At 51.3% G+C, this 19,232-nt stretch carries 18 protein-coding genes; 4 read left to right on the top strand and 14 right to left on the bottom strand.

Translation table 11 applies throughout. The features are described from left to right. Window positions 1–1,443: 1,443 nt before the first annotated feature. Entirely contained in the window at window positions 1,444–2,601 is a 1,158-nt protein-coding gene (locus D7Z26_RS10220; protein WP_199731689.1) for a tyrosine-type recombinase/integrase, read from the bottom strand. A gap of 342 nt (window positions 2,602–2,943) precedes the next feature. Here D7Z26_RS10220 and D7Z26_RS10215 point away from each other — a divergent pair, with 342 nt between their 5' ends. Beyond that, complete coding sequence (locus D7Z26_RS10215; RefSeq protein ID WP_120976399.1) at window positions 2,944–3,942, top strand: zinc-dependent alcohol dehydrogenase; 999 nt, start codon at window positions 2,944–2,946, stop codon at window positions 3,940–3,942. A gap of 41 nt (window positions 3,943–3,983) precedes the next feature. On the opposite strand, the gene D7Z26_RS10210 is transcribed toward D7Z26_RS10215, so the two are convergent. The 3 genes from D7Z26_RS10210 to D7Z26_RS10200 all read right to left on the bottom strand — a co-directional run bounded on the left by D7Z26_RS10210 (window position 3,984) and on the right by D7Z26_RS10200 (window position 5,692). Further along, window positions 3,984–4,691, bottom strand: a complete 708-nt coding sequence (locus D7Z26_RS10210) for an HAD family hydrolase (protein WP_120976397.1) — start codon at window positions 4,689–4,691, stop codon at window positions 3,984–3,986. Window positions 4,692–4,734: 43 nt separating this feature from the next. Beyond that, window positions 4,735–5,085, bottom strand: coding sequence for a VOC family protein (locus tag D7Z26_RS10205; protein ID WP_120976395.1), 351 nt, complete (start codon window positions 5,083–5,085; stop codon window positions 4,735–4,737). A gap of 91 nt (window positions 5,086–5,176) precedes the next feature. Further along, window positions 5,177–5,692, bottom strand: coding sequence for a GNAT family N-acetyltransferase (locus D7Z26_RS10200; protein WP_120976393.1), 516 nt, complete (start codon window positions 5,690–5,692; stop codon window positions 5,177–5,179). Window positions 5,693–5,895: 203 nt separating this feature from the next. Here D7Z26_RS10200 and D7Z26_RS10195 point away from each other — a divergent pair, with 203 nt between their 5' ends. Next, window positions 5,896–7,140, top strand: a complete 1,245-nt coding sequence (locus D7Z26_RS10195; protein WP_120976391.1) for an MFS transporter — start codon at window positions 5,896–5,898, stop codon at window positions 7,138–7,140. A 15-nt stretch (window positions 7,141–7,155) separates the two neighbouring features. Here the strand turns inward: D7Z26_RS10195 and D7Z26_RS10190 are convergent, their stop codons facing one another. Next, a complete protein-coding gene (locus D7Z26_RS10190; RefSeq protein ID WP_120976389.1) occupies window positions 7,156–8,865 on the bottom strand; it encodes an ATP-binding cassette domain-containing protein in 1,710 nt (569 codons plus the stop codon). Beyond that, window positions 8,831–9,718, bottom strand: a complete 888-nt coding sequence (locus tag D7Z26_RS10185) for an energy-coupling factor ABC transporter ATP-binding protein (RefSeq protein WP_120976387.1) — start codon at window positions 9,716–9,718, stop codon at window positions 8,831–8,833. The genes D7Z26_RS10190 and D7Z26_RS10185 overlap by 35 nt, the downstream gene beginning before the upstream one ends. A gap of 101 nt (window positions 9,719–9,819) precedes the next feature. On the opposite strand from D7Z26_RS10185, the gene D7Z26_RS10180 reads away from it, so the two are divergent. Further along, window positions 9,820–10,482, top strand: coding sequence for a biotin transporter BioY (locus D7Z26_RS10180; RefSeq protein WP_120976384.1), 663 nt, complete (start codon window positions 9,820–9,822; stop codon window positions 10,480–10,482). 148 nt (window positions 10,483–10,630) lie between these two features. Continuing rightward, a complete protein-coding gene (locus D7Z26_RS10175; RefSeq protein ID WP_120976383.1) occupies window positions 10,631–11,239 on the top strand; it encodes a hypothetical protein in 609 nt (202 codons plus the stop codon). A 66-nt stretch (window positions 11,240–11,305) separates the two neighbouring features. Here D7Z26_RS10175 and D7Z26_RS10170 read toward each other — a convergent pair whose 3' ends face one another. The 8 genes from D7Z26_RS10170 to D7Z26_RS10135 form a co-directional block, all read right to left on the bottom strand. Beyond that, window positions 11,306–11,782, bottom strand: a complete 477-nt coding sequence (locus tag D7Z26_RS10170) for a RicAFT regulatory complex protein RicA family protein (protein WP_120976381.1) — start codon at window positions 11,780–11,782, stop codon at window positions 11,306–11,308. Between the two features lie 40 nt (window positions 11,783–11,822). After that, window positions 11,823–13,385 carry a tRNA (N6-isopentenyl adenosine(37)-C2)-methylthiotransferase MiaB gene (gene miaB / locus D7Z26_RS10165; protein WP_120976380.1) on the bottom strand — a complete coding sequence of 521 codons (1,563 nt, stop codon included), beginning with the start codon at window positions 13,383–13,385 and terminating at the stop codon, window positions 11,823–11,825. Between the two features lie 75 nt (window positions 13,386–13,460). Beyond that, the gene (gene pduL / locus D7Z26_RS10160; RefSeq protein WP_120976378.1) at window positions 13,461–14,036 is read right to left on the bottom strand and encodes a phosphate propanoyltransferase; all 576 of its coding nucleotides are present in this window, start codon (window positions 14,034–14,036) and stop codon (window positions 13,461–13,463) included. A gap of 89 nt (window positions 14,037–14,125) precedes the next feature. Continuing rightward, a complete protein-coding gene (locus D7Z26_RS10155) occupies window positions 14,126–14,992 on the bottom strand; it encodes a 2-oxoacid:ferredoxin oxidoreductase subunit beta (RefSeq protein WP_120976376.1) in 867 nt (288 codons plus the stop codon). Between the two features lie 3 nt (window positions 14,993–14,995). Then, window positions 14,996–16,732, bottom strand: a complete 1,737-nt coding sequence (locus tag D7Z26_RS10150; RefSeq protein ID WP_120976374.1) for a 2-oxoacid:acceptor oxidoreductase subunit alpha — start codon at window positions 16,730–16,732, stop codon at window positions 14,996–14,998. Between the two features lie 184 nt (window positions 16,733–16,916). Further along, window positions 16,917–17,858, bottom strand: a complete 942-nt coding sequence (locus tag D7Z26_RS10145) for a dipeptidase (RefSeq protein ID WP_120976372.1) — start codon at window positions 17,856–17,858, stop codon at window positions 16,917–16,919. Window positions 17,859–18,005: 147 nt separating this feature from the next. Beyond that, window positions 18,006–18,266 (bottom strand): stage V sporulation protein SpoVS, encoded by a 261-nt coding sequence (spoVS, locus tag D7Z26_RS10140; RefSeq protein ID WP_027084382.1) that lies wholly within the window; start codon window positions 18,264–18,266, stop codon window positions 18,006–18,008. A 168-nt stretch (window positions 18,267–18,434) separates the two neighbouring features. Continuing rightward, window positions 18,435–19,229: a TIGR00282 family metallophosphoesterase gene (locus tag D7Z26_RS10135; protein ID WP_120976370.1), complete on the bottom strand. Its 795-nt coding sequence runs from the start codon at window positions 19,227–19,229 to the stop codon at window positions 18,435–18,437. Window positions 19,230–19,232: the final 3 nt, after the last annotated feature.

The following is a 19,232-nucleotide window of genomic DNA, read 5'->3' as shown; positions in this document are numbered from 1 at the left end:
TATAATTTGGCCTTCAGATCGTATTGAATACAGTTCTTTAAATTTCCATGATTTCTTTCAATTTATCTGATCTTGTTTCTTCCTTGATCTCTAACGAATACAACTCAGTGTGTTTTAATTTTGTTGCTTTATTCCTTATTTCGATGCAATCACTAAAGGAAATTGGATTACTCGTCCCATGGAAAAAAACTATATCTGATTCATTATTAGACGATCTTTGAAGATAAATAATCATGCTCTTTTCTCTTTGAATTAGATTAAAGAAAGCACCCAAATAATAAAGCGCTTTGCTGTCTCCATAAAGATTTATTTGTGTATCAGGGTATACATTATTCTCAATCCCAATGCTTCCCTGCTGAATAATTGCAATCTTAACAATTCTCCGGTTGAAATTTAAACTCTTTACCTTTATATCTATAAAAATCACTCCTTTGGTATTGCACTTAGGGCATTTCGCCTAACGTTTCAGTATTCACGACGTCGAAAGACTTAAGGTACTGATAGGTACATGCGAAGCTGATCATCGAACCGGCTGCGCATCGCGCAGTTAGTCTTGTAGATGTGTTCGCCTGAATTTACTTCTAGCGCATACCTCTGGCGAACCGAGAGCCGAATGGCTCGAAGCGTGAATACGTTGTTATATGATGTTGGACTCTTCATCTCATGCTTGCCTAACCCTTAAGTGCCTTCCGGGCTCGAACCCGCTCTGAAATAGTAAATCCCACCTCTACCTATCTCAAAACATGTAACACCCGCTAGCCATCTTCTTCCCGATTACTTCCTCGAATCGCCTTCATGCTTCCACTTCATTGCCAATCTCGCTGTTCTCTAGACACCGACAATTTCTGCCTCTTGATCCACTCTCACAACCAATTCTCTTGATCTTACTTCCAGGCACCTTTTCCCTCAAAACAATTTGTATTGACCCTCTACTTGCAGGCATCTGTTCCCTCAAAATAATATGTCATAACATTCTACTTTCAGGCACCTGCTCCCTCAAAATAATATGTCTTGACCCTCTACTTTCAGGCACCTGTTCCCACAATAACATTCAATAATTAATTTTTTTCAAAATATAGTTTTGATTTCATTCATCATTCTTTGTCTCTTTTGCCAACCACGCTGTTCCTAGATCCCTCGAAACCTGAATTCACTTCATGTTCTTCTCTGATTTAAGATGGCTCTTCAATAGTTCGCAAACCCTTATCTTTAATTCGCTGTCGCTTCGGGTCCAATTTCATATAACATCTCTTCTGCGAACTTCGCGAATATCTTTATTTGAGCCTGGTTTGTGTGGTTCGTGAATATCGCAAATAAGAAGTGAATTCTGTACATGTATGTCATCTTACTTCTCATTTTGCTCTTCAACTTGCTCTTCAACTTGCTTCTCATCTTGCTTGCAACCCGTCACCAAAGCCCCCAAACCAACTCCCAGATAAACCCTTAATCCTGGGATGACTCTACTATTCGATCTAGCGGGCTCATAATCCTCCTTACGTCTTTCACGGCCACGTGGGTATAGATTTCCGTCGTACGGGTGCTTTTGTGGCCGAGGAATTCTTGGATGTAACGAATGTCGATGCCGTCTTCCAACAGATGAGTGGCAAATGAATGCCGAAGAGCGTGAACGCTGACTTCTTTGTTGATCGATGCCGCTTTAAGAGCCTGCTCGAATACTTTCTGTACGGTTCTTTCCGTGAGATGACTTCCGGGTTGTTGACCAGGGAATAGCCACCCTTCCGGTCTAGAGTCTTCGATATACGATTGGATTACGGTTAACGCCAGATCCGACAACACCGTCAGCCTATCCTTTCTTCCTTTTCCTTGTCGAATATGCAATGTCTTGCGCTCCCGATCGATATCCCCGAGCCGCAGCCGGACAACCTCACCGACTCGCAAGCCGGAGGAATAGATCAAATAGAAGATCGCCTGATGCTTCCGATTTTGAATGAAGGACAGCAGCTTCATCACCTCCCGCTTCCCCAGCACGTTCGGGAGTTTCTTTTCCTTCTTCGGACGGACGTAGGAATAGCTTCCTTCCAATGAATCGCACACTTCCTCGAGATAAAATTTCACTCCGCTGATCGCTTGGTTTACATAGTCATGGGATAGCTTCCGACTCAGCAAAAAGTAACTAAATTGCGACACGATATCCAGAACCGATAACTCTGGGTGCTCGCGGTAATAACGATATAGCCGGCTGACATGTCCGCAATAGGCTTTAATCGTTCTCGGGCTATATCCGCGTAGCTTCAATTGATACACAAGCAAGCTCTCCGTATACGAATTCCAAGACGAACGCTCGAAATCGACGGTCTTCCGTCCGACTTTACCTTTCTTATTCGAGTTCTTACCCTCGCTAATTTCCCCGGACAATAGGTGACACTCTTCCTGCAAAGCCAACTCCACCAGGTAATCGATATCGCAGAACAACACCACGAATCTCTCCACGTTCAACAGCGTATACGGAATCGTCCATGCGCGTAATTCCGGATTCCATCGGCATCCCTTGATCTGACGCAACCGGGCAACCCATTCCTTAACATTTGGAAATTCGAAGACCAGTTCCGCCTCGCTGCGCTTATACAAACGTACCTTCATTGAAAGCTCCCCTTTCTTAGCCTTTTATCCCTTCGAACTCCTCAATCGCATCGAACAATAAAAAAGAGGCTCCTCCCGCCGCATGGATGGGAATAGCCTCACGATACTTTCGGAGTCAGCCTAGCTTCGAATATTAGATTTACTTGTTTATCCGATCTTATCATTCCTATCGACCGCTGTAAATTTCTATTTTCTCATAATATTCCAATTGACCCCCGGCATTCCGTAATCGCCCCATAACAAAACCTCTATTTACAATCACATGAGATTAGCCTAACCTATCGGTAAATAGATGATTCAGTTGATCATAAGGGGAGTCACTTTAGTAAGGGAGGCCGTTCGATGAAGTCGCTGAATATCGTGTTCACGGAAAAACAAAAGGTAGAAGTATTGACGGAAGAGTTCCAGGCCGAGCTTGGGCGGACGGAGATTTTATGCAAAGCGATCAGTTCGCTTGTCAGCACGGGGACGGAACTACAATGTTTGCGAGGCGTATTCGATACGGGTACCAACTGGGAAGATTGGGTGAAATATCCCTTCCATCCCGGGTACTCCATGGTGGCTGAAGTGCTCGAGGTCGGCATGGATGTCGAAGGAATAAGGAAAGGCGACCGGGTATTCGTTATCCAATCCCATAATCAATTTTTTAAGACGGAAGCCAGATCCGCATATGTTCTTCCGGAAGGTACTAGCGCCGAGCAAGGCACCTGGCTCAGTCTTGCGATTACGACGCAGCTTGGCGCGAGGAGAACGGAGCTTGCGCTCGGAGAAACCGTGGGAATCATCGGACTCGGGCTACTCGGACAATTGGTTACCCAATATCTCTATTTATCCGGTGCCAAAGAAATATACGCGATCGATCCTGCCGAGAGTCGACAGCGAATGCTTCGGCCACGCCCGGGCATCATTTCTTTACCTATGGATGCCAACAATGCCATCGAAGAAATCAAGAGAAGGACGAACGGTCGAATGCTTGACGTCGTCCTAGACGTGACAGGCCACCCGTCCGTCTTAGCCCATGCCACTCGGCTCGTCAAACCCCTTGGGCGCGTCATTCTGCTAGGGGATACTTCGACCCCGTCTCAACAAGAGATGGGTCGCAACGTTGTATCCAACTCCGTTTCCATCCAAGGCATACATGCGAGTATGGATTACAAGGGCTGGAACCATCCCGCCATGTCCGATCTATTCTTAAGTTATCTCTCCCAAGGAAGAATGGAAGTCGATTCATTGATTACCCATCGTTACTCCCCTATTGATGCCGCGAGCGTCTATGAATCCTTGGTCAATAACCGCAGCTCGGCCATGGGCGTTCTTTTCGACTGGACGAGGCTCATCTAGAAAGAAGAAGAAACCCCGGTCTCCGGGGTTTCTTTACTTCCTTAACGATTCTCCGCGCCGATAACCCTTAGTAGTTCCTGCAGCTCTTTTACGATGTACTTGGGTTGATACTCATCGGATAAGCGATCGTTTTTCCTGTTATAGTAGCAGAAATCGATGTCCGCATTCCTTGCTCCATGATAATCGTCCGTCAAGGAATCGCCGACAAATAGCACTTCTTCGTTGCCGAGCCCAAGCTCGCGAAGAGAAATATCGAATATTTCTTTGCTAGGCTTCCGAACGCCCGCTTCGTCGGACACGACGATGGATTGAAACGTCTCGTATATATTACCGACGGCGAGTCTTTTCCTTTGCGCAACGCTTATTCCATTTGAAATAATACCTAGCTTATATTTGGGTTTCAAGTAATGAAGAACGTCTTCGGCGCCGTCCTCGAAATAACAAGTGTTGCAGAAGTAATCCCAATACGTCCGGGAGAGATGTTCATGCTGGGTTGAATGCAGGTTAAGCGAATCGCGGAACGAGCTGATCAGCACCTCTTCGATGGAGGCGTGAGGTCCTATTTTATTCACGAAATTCATCCAATGCTTGAAGTTGTGCTTCGTATACGATTCCCAGAATGCTTCCCATTTTGCCTCTTCGTTGACGAATAATCGATGATCGCGTAACGTTTTCTTCATGGAATCCAGTTCGCTTAAAGAATAATTCAACAACGTATTGTCCAAGTCGAAAATAATCGCTTTATACATACTGTCCATCCTCGGTCTGTTTATGGCGTTACATTACGATGTATCAACATTTGCATATCATTAAATGGTTTCCGTCCGGATCTTTGAAGTTAAACCAATGACCGTTTTCGATTGCGGTCGTAATAGGTACGTTTTTGGATTGCATGTATTCATAAGCTTCTTCGATGTTCAGCGTATTGAAATGAAAGGCCGGCACTTTGAATACATGATTTTCCGAATAAATCTTGCTGTCCAGAACGATGTTCATTCCTTGCATGGGGATAACGTATAGATGTCCGGATATTATGCCCCCGTCATTCGGTAAACCTAGAATCTCGCAATACCAATCTCGAGCTTGTTCGATATGGCTGACCGGAATAAAAATCGCACCGACTAGATTTTGAATGGGGTTCATCCTAGTAACCTCCGATTAATCGTTATTATCCTGCCAGACTTAGCTATTCTCTGCTTCTTTATATATTCGATCTCCCCTGGCCCTCATTCCTTCATTTCGGACTTGCAATTTCTTTCTCCATGCAATAAAACAATGAAGTTCTTCCGTCGAAATAAACTTCGCCCCTCGTCTCGAACCCTAGCTTATGATAGAAAAGCACCGCTTTTTCATTGGCGCCGAATACGTCTAGACGAATCGATCCGTATTTTTGCTCGCTGCAGCGATCATACGCGAATTGCATGAGAGTCTTTGCTATTCCGAGCCCTTGGTATGTTGGCTTTACGGCTAATCTATGAATGACCGCAAATCTACCCTCCTTATCTTTCCAATCGACAGTCTGATACTCTTGAAAATCTTGATCGTCGAACGAGACTACGCCGACGATTTCCTGATTATACTTCGCTATGTAGATACTATTGTTTCTAAGATCTTCCTCAATGTTTCCCTGATTCGGGTAATGATCATTCCACTGGTGAATATTTTGCTTTTCCAAATCAATCATGCATTGTTGATAAATCTCGAAAATTAGGTGAATATCCGTTGGATTCGGTCGAGTAATCTGGATCATGAATTCTCCTTCGATCTCGATGAGTTGTGAATTAATTCACATGAATTTGTAAATATTCTACTTGATTTACGATTACCCGGTCAATAAGTATATTCAATCGACGATCCGCTTCGAGAAATCTTCCCATTTCCCGGCGCTTCCGTTACAGTAGAGTAGTCGAAGATCTCATCTCATGCCGAACAACGCGGGAGGCTTTTCCTACAATGCAACTGGCAACCGAACAACAAATCCAACCTCGGAGCACTTCTGTCTCCTACCGTCGCCGGCACTTGATTTTCGCGGTCGCGACGATTCTGTATTGGTCGACTTTATATATATATGTCCCGATATTAAGCCCTTATCTTAAGGATCGCGGTTTATCTATGGGGTGGATCGGGTTTATTCTGGGTAGCTATGGATTGACCCAAGTGATTACGCGACTGCCGCTTGGTTTGTTCTCGGACGTAATCAATCGACGCAAGCCTTTTCTTCTGATCGGGATGATTGCCGGTTTGATTAGCTGCATACTGTTCATGCTGCCGGGGACTTGGGGCGGGCCTCTGGCGGGCAGGTTGATGGCGGGGTTGTGCGCGGCGGCATGGGTTCCTTTTACGGTGCTATATGCTTCGTATTATCCAACCCATCAGACGCACCAAGCGATGGGGACTTTAAGCTTCCTGACCGTATTCGGCCAGCTTGCGGGAATGAGCGTGAGCGGATGGCTCGCTTCGGCAGGCGGGTGGAATTATGCGTTCCTATGTGGTATCGCCATTGCGGCCGTCGGAATGGTCGTTTCTTTGTTCGTCTATGAACCCAAACCCGCCATCCCCTTAGATTCCAAGGACAAAGCAATTAATTCGGAACATACCGATACTGCCCTTCGCGTCTCCAAAAAAACAATGCTATTCCGCGTGCTTCGATCCACTCTGCTATGGAAAGTGGCGATTCTTTCGTTGCTCGCGCATGGCATCTTGTTCATTACGATGTTCGGTTTCACGCCGCTTCAAGCGATCGAGCTTGGCGCCAGCGAGGCCCAGCTAACGGGTATCGTCGTCTCCTTCATGATCCCGCACGCTCTTGTCTCCTTGTGGAGCGGGCGTTTCTTGGCGCCCCGCTTCGGTACGCGAAAGATTGTCATCGTCGGCTTTCTCGCGGCGGCCTTGTTCACCGCCGCGATCCCGTTTAGTCCGAATCTAGGTTGGCTGGCCGTGACTCAGATGTTCAACGGGATCGCCCAGGCGCTATACTTCCCGCTGCTGCTCAGTCTGTCGATTCGCAACTTCGTCCCAGCCGAACGTGCGACGGCGATGGGCTTCTACCAATCCACCTATTCCATGGGCATGTTCCTCGGTCCCTATTTGGCCGGAGGCTTGAACGCCTTGGGCGGCTTACAAGCCGGTTTCCTCTTCGGGGCAGCCTTAGGAATCACCGCCGCTATCCTTTCTCTCAATAAAGAGATCGATTCCTAGTCATCCGCGCTGGCATTAGCGATTGGCGAAGCCCCACAGCCCCACGGCCAAAGCTATCGCGAACGCGACGAAACCATAATCTCTTAAGCGCCAACTCATCTTAACCGAGTGGGTCGGACGGCTGTCTTCGCCGACTCCTCTGCTCTCAAGCGCTAACGACACCTCGTCCCCAAGCCGGAATAACGCAAGGAGAAAAGGAATGGCCACATCCCGAAGTTTTCTCCCGAACGCGATCGGATTGCGGGATGCCGTCTTGCCGCGGGCAAGGAATATCCTTACGAACCGCTCCCACAGCTCCAATAACACCGGCACGAATCTCATCATCAGGGTTACGATAAGAATCAATCTCCGGGCTCCTCGGAGAGAGCGACCTTTTATCGTCACCAGTTGCTCTAGCGATCTCCGCAAAGCCAAAGGCGACATGACGAGCGGAATCGCCAATCCTAGCAATAGGACAAGCATCGTTCGTAGGAAAGGAAACAACATCTCCGCAAAAGCTCCCCATTCGACAATCGCACCATTCCCGCCCGTCCCCCATGCGAATAACAGCGAGGCGAAAATAGAGAACATGGCGTAATTCACGATCAGTCCCTGCCATCGCTTGAGCGATATATGGCCGCCAACGAGTAAAGACGCAACAACGCCTGCCCCCACGGCTAAGGAAATCCAATCCCCGAGAAACAATAGTCCTGTCGAAAGGCACACATAGGCCAACCACACCGACCGCGGATCAAAGCCTGCCAAACGATGTTTCCAGCCTCTATCCGCGGATTTGGGCATTTGCTTAACCGTGAAATCGGCACTCCCCGCAACCGCTAAATCTAGCGAATCTGGAGGCCAAGACGCTGCGATCGCCGCCGCAGCATGCGCCGGATGCCACGCTTGTTCGGGAGACACTCCGTTGCTCCAAAGTAGATGAGCCATTTGCAGCCATTCAGGCACGGTCATTCCGGTCTCTTCGAGCCATTGGGGATGCTCTAGCAGTTGTTCTCGGCTGCACAAGCGTAAAGATCCATCCGAATGAAGCAACAAGACTTGATCCGCGAGAGCTAATGCCCAATCGGAATCGTGCGAGACGAGTACGATACCTTTGCCGCTCGACTTGATCTTACGGAGCTGGCTGGCTACATCCTCGTGGCCCGCTCCATCCAAACCGGCAGTAGGTTCATCCAGCAACAGCCAAGGAGCCGGACTTACGAACACGGAAGCAAGGGCTGTTCTGCGCCGTTCGCCGCCGCTCATCCGATAAGGATCCCGTTCCACCCAGGAATCGTCCCATCCGACGGCTTTCATAGCTGTCGAAGTTTTCTCCGATCGCTCTTCGACGGATAGGGGATAGGGTCTAAGAGAGTAGTTCATTTCCTCGCCTACGCTTCTTGCGAACAAGCCGTCTTCCGCAGACTGGCAGGCATAGCCGTATTGAAGAAGGGCATTCTCGTTCAATCGTGCTTTGCCCGTCCAGCTTTGAGTCCACAACGACTCCGAACCGTAGGAGACTTGCAGCTTCTCCGCAGGTCGTAAACCCGCCAGCTTCTCTAGCAAGGTTGTCTTGCCTACGCCATTCGGGCCCATTAATACGGTTACCGTACCCGGCTCCAGCTTCAGACCGGATGTTCGCGCCGCGTTCTCGCTTTCGTCGCCAAGCCTCCAACGTATTCCATCTAGGAGTAGAGGCACGGGCTGGGACAGTTTATATCGCTCTTTTGTTTTCTTTGTCCGCGGCATTCCCCATCACCTTTCTCCATTCTTCCGACGTAACCGGCAACGGATCGTTTAACTTGCCTAGCTTTCTTAGCTCGATCGCCAAAGTCGCCAAATACGGCAATCTTAACCCCGCCCTGAGGCAAGGGGATACCGGGGAAGGATCGGCAGCCGGGACTCCAACCGCCTCTCCATATAGAAAATCGCGTGCCCGTCCATCGAAGAACACTGTCCCTTCGCGCAGAGCCACGACTCTAGCTTCCGGAACCAACTCTTCTAGCCGTTGAGTCACCCACACGATCGCCGTTCCTTCCCGATGAAGCCCACGAACCATTCGCAGCACCGAGTCGCGATTCGACTCGTCGAGCATAGACGTGACTTCGTCCAGCACGACGAGAGCCGCATCTGCCACTGAAGCCGTTGCCGCCGCGATCGCGGCAAGCTGCTGCTGACCTCCGGACAGCCTTGACCAGGGCTCGTCGGCCAATTCGCTCAAGCCCGCCCGTTCCAACGCGCGTTCCGCTTGCGCGGCGATCTCTTGTCCCTCGATCCCCCGCCATTCTAACGCGAACACGATTTCTTCGCGTGGCGTCTCTCCGAACAATTGCGCTTTCGGTTGCTGCAAGACGATCGGACTGCCTCTCTCGCCGGCGAATCCTCGTTCCAGCTCTCCTACCGCCCCGAAAGTATGTAAGCCCGCAAGCAATCTGACGAGCGTAGACTTCCCGCTTCCGTTTACTCCGACGACGTTCAGCCATTCGCCCGCGGAGATCGATAGCGTGATATTTTCAAGACGGACTTGAGCCTCGTCGAGCTCGTTCTCTCCATATACGGACACGTCCTTAAGCGTCATTCGCTCGGCGGAACGTTTCTTCATTTTTCGAATTCCCTCTTTTCAAATCGATCTAAGGCATGCTACAATCGCAATTGTTAACCAACATCATGAATACAGGTTAACATTCAGGAGGCTATTTGACAATGTCCAATCAAGAAAGAGAAACCGCTACATCTGTGAAATCCAAGCAAGCCATTTCCTCATCGCTTTCCGGTGCTGCTAACACGAACTGGATTCGAGGCGTCGTATTCATCGCGCTATTCGGCGCTTTGTTTATCGTCGCTACCCTGATCAAAATTCCTCTGGGCTTCACCCAAGTGCCGATCACGCTCGGTACGTTCGCCATTATGCTCGCGGGCGGTTTGCTCGGCGCCGTTTATGGCTTCTGGAGTATTTTCCTCGTCGTTGCGCTTACCGCTACTGGACTTCCGTTAATCGGCGGAGCAGGCGGCATCGCCAAGTTAACAGGACCTACCGCCGGCTACATATGGATGTACCCGATCGCCGCGCTACTCATCGGTCTCGTCAGCGACGCTTTATTCGCGAAAAGCAAGAAGCTTACGCGCACGCAGCAAATCATGCTTTTGCTCGCCGTGTTCGGGTTCGGTTCGTTGCTGCTTTACACGAGCGGTGTCCCATGGCTCGCCCATTCGGTCAATAGCGACAAATACAATACGTTGCAGGGCGCACTAAGAAATGGACTCTATCCCTTCTTGCCAGGCGATGCGATCAAAGCCGTCGTGGCCACCCTCGTTGTCTTAGCCGTTCGTCCGGTTCTTCCGGCCATCCGCGCAAGAAAGCAATAGAAATATCCCGTATAAGACAGGGCTTCCGATTATCGCGGAAGCCCTTCTTTTCGTTTCAGGACGAAGATACAAACAGGGTCCCTCCCGCTCGCATAAAGTGGAAGAATTCAGAGATTCATCCGCCTTTGAAGGAGCGTGTCCCATCCCTATGGCAAGCGGTCGCCTAGACTTGTTTATCGCCAAGCTTCCCGTCCATACCGTCGTGCTCACCCTCAACAGCTCCGATTCCGCATCGGAATTGCTTGCCATTCCCCGCAATACGCCAATAACCCTTAAGCGAGGCACGATCAAGCAAGATATCCAGCTTCAATTTTTGGAAGGAAGAGAATGCTTTGCCGACTTCATGGAGATGAACTACGCTCTAGCCAAGCAATTTCAACTCACTGCTCTGCGTAGATATTTACTTACCTACAATCAAGGCGATCATTCGCTTATCCTCAAGCCCGCTCCGCTTAGCGAGACCCGTTCCTTGTTGACGACAAGCACGCTCGGACCCGGCTTACTCTCCGTCGGCTACGAATTGCTGGCGCGGCTTGGCATTCCCGAGAAGCAAGGTTCGATTATTAAAGTGCGATATGGTCGGAACATCGCCCCGCTTCGTCTTCACGTTCCCGCTAATCTTTCCGACGAACGGTTACGTTTGCCCGCTCTTTGGCTTCAGAAATGGAGGCTAGGCGCGAATCAGCAACATATTCTTCAATTCGATCAGCGGAACTTCACTTTGAGCTTGACTCCGACCCCGAACGGCATCCGTTAACCATCCGACGCCATCAACTGCATGCGAAAGGCCACGCGTAAGCGTGGCCTCTTGGTTTTTGGCGAATCAATCGCACTCTTCGGGATCTTCAGCCGGCTTCGCCGCTTCGACGTCGATCTTCTCCGCCACCGAATCGCGAATAACGGAAACGATAGATTGCAACAAGTAGTTTACGTCTACTTGGCTTTGCTGGAATTGCTGAACGATCGGGATATTATCGAGCTCGTCTTGGATCGCGTCGATCTCCGCCTCGATTTTCTCGACCATAGCCGGGTTCTTGAACGTATTCTGGAAGGCGACGAGCTCCTTCTGCTTCTTCTTGATCGTCGTGATCAGCCCTTGCACGCGTTCGTGCGTTTGAATCAGCTTCTCCGAACGTTGATATAACTCGACTTCTTCCGTAGTCGTGATCAATTGGGCGAGTTCTTTCGTTCTTGCCAAAATATCTTCGCGAATGATTAGATCCCGGTTATCGAAAATCGGTACCGAGCATCCATCCTCGTGATTGTGGTCGTGATCATGATCGTGCGCTTGTCCAGACATTGAATAATTTCCTCCGTTCGAATCTGTTGCGATTGCCGGGTTAACCGACTTGTTCGGCCAAGGCCGGTTCCGTTACGACTTCCGCTTTCACGTACCAAGACTGGGCCGCCGTCACTCGTACTTGTACGAACTGCCCGATCCATTCCTTGTTTCCTTCAAAATGTATGAGCTTATTCGAACGGCTGCGTCCGGATAAGATGTTGGCATTGTTCTTGCTCTCGCCTTCTACGAGCACCTCGATCACCTGTCCGACGAGCGAAGTATGATGCTCGTGCGATAACTGGCCGATCAACTCGTTCAGGCGCGCAAGTCGCTTCTTCTTCACCGCTTCGGTTACGTCGTCCGCCATTTCGAACGCCGGAGTTCCTTCGCGCGGGGAATACGAGTACGTATAGGCCGAAGTGATTCCCGCTTCGCGCATGAGCGTAAGCGTCTCTTCGAACTGTTCCTCCGTTTCCCCCGGGAAACCTACGATTACGTCCGTAGTAAGGACGGCACCCGGAATCTCGGCGCGTATGCGTCGTGCGAGCTCCAGGTAACGCTCGCGCGAATACTTGCGGCTCATCCGTTTCAGAACTTCCGTGCTGCCGGATTGCACCGGCAGATGGATATGCTCTACGAGATTGCCGCCTTTGGCGAGCACTTCGATCAGATGATCGTCGAAATCGCGCGGGTGCGACGTCGTAAAACGGATACGCGGGATATCGATCAGACGAAGGTCGTCCATCAGATCGCCGAAGCGATAGTCGCGGTCCGTGAAATCTTTGCCGTAGGCGTTCACGTTCTGGCCGAGCAGCGTAATATCCTTAAAGCCTTGCCGCGCCAGATCGCGAACCTCGGCGATGACGTCCTCCGGCAGCCTGCTGCGTTCCTTGCCGCGAGTATAAGGCACGATGCAATACGTGCAGAACTTATCGCAGCCATACATGATATTCACCCAAGCGCGTAGACCTTCGGTCCGCTTCTTAGGTAAATTCTCGATGATGTCGCCTTCCTTCGACCAGACGTCGATGACCATCTCTTTGCCGAAGTGCGCTTCCCGCAACAAGTGCGGAAGACGATGAATATTATGCGTTCCGAAAATAAGGTCCACATGCGGATGCTTCTGCATGATGCGATTCACGACGGAAGCTTCCTGCGACATGCATCCGCAGACGCCGAGAATGACTTCCGGGCGTTGCAGCTTCAGAACCTTCATATGTCCGAGCTCGCCGAACACTTTGTCTTCCGCGTTCTCCCTGACGGCGCACGTGTTAAAAAGAATCACGTCGGCAATTTTGCGGTCTTCCGTCGGCTCGTAACCCATTTCCTCGAACAAGCCCCGCATCACTTCGGTATCGTGCTCGTTCATCTGGCAGCCGTACGTTTGGATTAAGTATTTTTTTCCGTACCCAAGGGTCTTCAATTCGTCCGTAACGGCATTGTCATAGTGGACTTGTATGTCTTCTTTGCCCCGCTGCTTCTCTTGCCGGTAATCGGGCTCGGAGACGATATGAATGTCACGCCCGTTCAGGCGGATCGTTTTGCCGTTGTGGTCCTCGGAAATGACTTTGGCACCGGAGAAATCGAAGTATTTGCTAAAATCCTTGGATTCTTTGGCCATTTCCCTTCCCCCTACTCGCGATTATTCCGCAACTAGTTAATCTTTCGTATTATAGCATGAACCTGCTGGCTTAAGCTATGACTCTACGATCTCGGCGACATCGCCTGTCTTGACTCCAGCTGCGTTGCCTTCGTCGGTATCGATATGCATATCGAGCGCGAATTGATCGGATACTCGAGCCAGAACCTGTTCGAACACGAGACCTCTCTCGCCGCCCACGCGCACCTTAAGCAACTGCTTATCCTGAATGCCCCAACGCTCGGCGTCCGACGTATGGAAATGAATATGACGGGCAGCCACGATAACGCCTTGGTCTACGGTCACTTCTCCGACCGGCCCTACGATTCGAATGCCGGGAGTTCCTTCGATACTTCCGGATTCGCGCACCGGAGGCATTAGGCCTAACGCGAATGCGTCCGTGCGCGACACTTCGAGCTGGGTTGCCTTGCGAGCAGGCCCGAGAATGCGAACTTTAGCGAAAGATCCTTTCGGACCGTGCACGGCTACCGTTTCGTTGGCGGCGAATTGCCCGGGCTGCGAGAGCGGTTTGAACTCGGTGAGAGCGGCTCCTTTCCCGAACAAAACCTCCACGTGCTCCTGAGTCAGATGAATATGTCGCGCCGATACGCCGACGGGAACTTGTTTGCTCATCGTAACACAACCTTTCCTACGTTTTCCTATTCCAAGTATAACGCCAAGAGGCGCACGGGACAAACCCGCGCGCCTCTTGATTCGACCGTTTATTTGAATTCTGTCAACAATTTGTCGAAGTCTTGACGGGACAGCTTCAAATCCTGTTTGGAAAGCGCTTCTTGCTTGAAGCCGACGGCCAGATCCTCGTACGACTTGCGCTCTTTGTTCTGGTAGATCAGACCCGTTACCATGCCGTTCGTTTCCATGATCTTGGTCATGGCCGCGATGCGGTTGGACGGATCGTAATCCGGGAACTGCTCCAGATTCACGATGTTTTCCTTGAACCAGTCGTACGTGTTCACTTTGTTGAACGTAACGCAAGGGCTGAATACGTTAATGAGCGAGAAGCCCTTATGGTTAAGGCCGGCTTCGATCAACGCGGTCAACTGCTTCAAGTCGCTGGAGAACGACTGGGCGACGAATGTCGCGCCCGCGGACAAAGCGATCTCGAGCGGCGACAACGTGGACTCGATCGAGCCTTCCGGAGTCGACTTCGTCTTGAAGCCTTCCGCGCTGCGCGGGGACGTTTGTCCTTTGGTCAACCCGTAAATCTGGTTGTCCATGACGATATACGTCACGTCGAGGTTACGGCGAATCGCATGGACCGTATGTCCCATGCCGATCGCGAAGCCGTCTCCGTCGCCGCCGGACGCGATAACCGTAAGCTCGCGGTTCGCGAGCTTAACGCCTTGCGCGATCGGGAGCGAGCGGCCATGAATGCCGTGCAGCCCGTACGCGTTAATGTAACCGGAAATCCGACCCGAGCAGCCGATACCGGAGATGACCGCGAGTTGTTCCGGCTCGAGGCCGACGTTAGCCGCCGCGCGTTGGATCGCCGCCTGTACGGAGAAGTCGCCGCAGCCCGGGCACCAGTTCGGCTTTACATTGTTGCGAAACTCTTTGAACGTAGCCATCTCTTAGATCAACTCCTTGCAGGCTTTGTGAATTTCCGAAGGCAAGAACGGCGTTCCGTCATATTTAAGCAGGTTACGGATTTTATCGTGATATCCGATGTTTTGTTTGATCAAGTTAGCGAGCTGGCCCGTCGCGTTGTTCTCGAGAACGACGATTTGTTTCGCCGCCGCAAGGTGAGGCTCCAGCATCTCGGACGGGAACGGGAACATCTGACGTACCATCACGTGGTTTGTGGAGATTCCTTCGGCCGTTAGACGCTCGCGCGCTTCTTCGATCGTGCCGCCAGTAGACCCCATCGCAATAATTAGCAGATCCGGGTTCTCGTTAGGCGCGATCGCTTTGATCGCGTTCGTAACGCGCAGGTCGCGAATCTTGCCTAAGCGTTTGTCCATCATCTTCTCGCGGTTGAGCGCATTTTCCGACGGTCTGCCTTCTTGGTCGTGCTCGACTCCCGTCACATGGTGAATGCCGTGCTTAGCGCCCGGCAGCACGCGCGGGGAGATGCCGTCATCGGTCAGCTCGTAACGTTTGAACAAACGATTGTCTTCGTTAGGCGGCAGTTCTTCCGTAATCAGCTTGCCCCGTTCGATGACGATCTTGTCGTAGTCGAGCGCTTCGGACGTTTGCTTGCCGAGAGACAATTGCAAGTCCGTCGCGATGATGACCGGGATTTGATATTTTTCCGCGATGTTAAAGCTTTCGATCATATCGTAGAAGCATTCCTCGATCGTGCTCGGAGCGACGACCAGCTTCGGAATTTCTCCGTGCGTGCCGTAGATGAGCGCGTTAATGTCGGATTGCTCCTGTTTCGTCGGCAAGCCCGTGGACGGACCGCCCCGCTGCGTATCGACGATTACGAGAGGCGTTTCCGTCATGCCGGAGAGGCCGATCGCTTCCATCATGAGCGCAAGCCCGGGACCCGCGGAAGCCGTCATCGTACGAACGCCGGCGTAGTTCGCGCCGATCGCCATCGTTACCGCGGCGATTTCGTCCTCCGTCTGAACGACCGTACCGCCGAACTTAGGAAGTTTTTTGATCAAGTATTCCATAATCTCCGAGGCCGGGGTAATCGGATAAGCGGACATGAGTCGGCATCCTGCAGCTACGCTCCCAAGAGCTAGCGCTTCGTTACCGATCATGAACAGCTTCTGCTTGCCGTCGGCGTCCTCGAGCTTGAACTCATCGAGAGGTCCGCCCGCTTGCTCGAGCACGAATTCCGCTCCGCGGCGCACCGCTTCGACGTTTTTCTCTACGATAGCCGGACCTTTACGACCGAATTCTTCTTCTACCGCTTTATTAAACACTTCCATAGGTAAGCCTAACAGGCCCCAGGAAGCACCGGATGCAACCATATTTTTCATGAGGGAGGTGCCTAATTCTTCTGCAATGGCTGTAATCGGTACCGCGAAAAGCCGTGCTTGGACGCCCTCGGGAATCGTGGGCGAGAATTTCGCGTCGGCGACGACGATTCCGCCCGGACGAAGCTCTCCTGCGTTCAGATCGATGCTTTCCTGGTCGAATGCGACTAGAATGTCCAGGTCATCGGATATCGCTCGAATCGGCTTCGTGCTGATGCGGATTTTGTTGTTCGTGTGTCCGCCTTTAATCCGCGAGGAAAAGTGTCGGTACCCATACAGGTAGTAGCCCAGCCGGTTTAACGCAGTGGAGAAAATACGGTCCGTACTTTCCACGCCTTCCCCTTGCTGGCCGCCAATTTTCCATGACAGTTGACTGATCACAGTGCCCATCTCCTCTTAATCTCTGGTTCGTCAATTTTCGACAGAAATAGCCTATATTATTTTTTATTATCGTAATAAATATTATGTTTAACGAACGTAAATTGCAAGACATATTCGAACAATGGAAATATAGTTCTTTGCGATCAGATCGATGCCGGCATGAGATCGTTTGCGTGCGAACAATTCAACCCTTTAGATTTTTTGTAAAATATCGGATTGCGTTTGCTCCCATAAACCCGATGACTTGCGTCTCCGAGTAGCGTTTTAGTAACGCATCGGCGAGATCCGGATACTGTCCCGGGTGCGTCAAACCTTGTACGTGGCGCGAGATTCCGTCAAAATCCGAGCCGAACGCGATATGATCGGCGCCCCCGAGCGAGCAGACGTGCTCCACGTGGCGAAGAAGATCGTCGATAGAAGCAGGCTCGGTCGCCGTCACGAACCAAGGCACGAAGGTCAGCCCGATAATGCCATGCGCGGAGACAATCGCATCAATCTGTTCGTCCGTCAGGTTGCGCGGGTTGTCGACGATCGAGCGAGCATTGGAATGGGACGCGAAAAAAGGACGAGAGGCTCGCTCCGCCACATCCCAGAAGCCCTTGTCGGATAAATGGGACACATCTACTAGGATACCCAGATTTTCGCATTCCGTAACCAACTGCTTGCCTGCTTTCGTTAGTCCCGCTCCCCGTGGTTCAAGCGCACCGTCGCATGCCCAATTGGCATGGTTCCATGTCGGTCCCAACAAGCGCAAACCCAAGCGGTACAACAAACGCAGCGCCCACAGTTGGCCTTTCAGTCCGTCGGCACCTTCAAGGGAGAGTAACGCTCCGATCTTATTTTCTTGCCGCGCGTTCTCGATATCCCCGGATCGGCGAATCAGCTTCATGCCATTGGTTGCAAGCACTTTGCTCCAGAATAACTCTGCTCCGAGGAACAAGGACTCCGGATTCGAAGGAATCGCGTCCGGCAAGTACAAAGCGAACACCTGAAGCGCGACGCCGCCTTTCTCTAATCTAGCGGGCGTCGCGTCGAAAGCCTCGTCCGCTTCCGTAGCCGTCCACTTTCGCTCCGGCTTCTCTAGCAATTTACTTAGCACGTCGACGTGAAGATCCGCGACTCTCATTTGTTAGCCCCCTTCGCGTTCATTCGCTCGTTCGCTTGACAGAGAACGGCACAAAAAAACCTGCCGCAACGATGCCTTCGCCCGGTAACGCATTAGCGCTACTTGCGATTCGCATCCTGTAACAGGTCATATGAATCCTACTGTTCTTTACCTCGGTTCGACGATCAACTTGATTGCCGTCCGATCTTCTCCATCGATCACGATATCCGTAAAAGCCGGGATGCAGATCAGATCCACGCCGCTTGGCGCTACGAAGCCCCGGGCGATCGCGACGGCTTTCACCGCTTGGTTGAGTGCCCCGGCGCCAATCGCTTGCAGTTCGGCGGCCCCGCGTTCGCGGAGAACGCCAGCCAGTGCGCCTGCTACGGAATTTGGATTGGACTTTGCGGAAACCTTTAATACTTCCATGACCAGTACCTCCTCTTATGACAACCCGGTTCTTTATTGGTTGCATCGGGGTTTCAACGGAATCCATGGTTGGGCCCACTTAGGCATACTTATTCGGTAACCCAACCGATAATTCCTTCTTTTCCCGAGAGGGATGGTCATGAAAGCTTCATTTTATGGCGTAATTTTCTATACGGCGATCCAAGAGTCCTCGTCCACGGAAATATTCTGGATTTTGACCGCTTTTCCTGTCGTTTCGTCAATGTCCACGAACACGCCGTTCAGCGTCCATTTTCCTTCCGCTACCGTAAATCTTCCCGGCATTCCGGTTATGAAACGGCGCAATACCGTTTCCTTATCCATCCCTAACACGCCGTCGCGCGGGCCGGTCATTCCCGAATCCGTTAAGTAAGCCGTACCTTCCGGTAAGATCCGCGCATCGTTGGTCTGCACATGCGTGTGAGTGCCGACGACCAAGGACGCGTAACCGTCCAAGTGCCAGCCCATGGCGATTTTCTCGCTCGTCGCTTCCGCATGGAAATCGACGAGTACGCATTTCGTATGGCGATGAAGCTCCTCGATATCTTCATCGGCGGTCCGGAACGGACATTCCGCCGGCGGCAGGAATGTGCGTCCGATCAGGTTCACGACGCCCAGCTCTTTGCCGTTGCCTCTAACGATCATGCTGCCTCGTCCCGGCGTACCTGGCGGTAAGTTGGACGGGCGCACGATGCGCGGCTCGTCGTCGATGAATTCGAAGATTTCGCGGTTATCCCACGTATGATTGCCCATCGTAATGCCGTGAACGCCCCAGTCGAATAATTCGCGCGCGATCGCCGCGTTGATTCCTCGTCCGCCCGCGGCATTTTCGCCGTTCGCGATAATGATGTGGGGATTGTATTTGTCCTTCAACCACGGCAACAACCGTTTGACGGTATCTCTGCCGACATTGCCGACGATATCGCCGATAAATACGATTTTCATGTT

The sequence above is a fragment of the Cohnella endophytica genome (assembly GCF_003628305.1).
Lineage (GTDB): Bacteria > Bacillota > Bacilli > Paenibacillales > Paenibacillaceae > Cohnella > Cohnella endophytica.
Note: the sequence above shows the minus strand (reverse complement) of the source record. Positions and strands in the feature narration are given on the sequence as shown.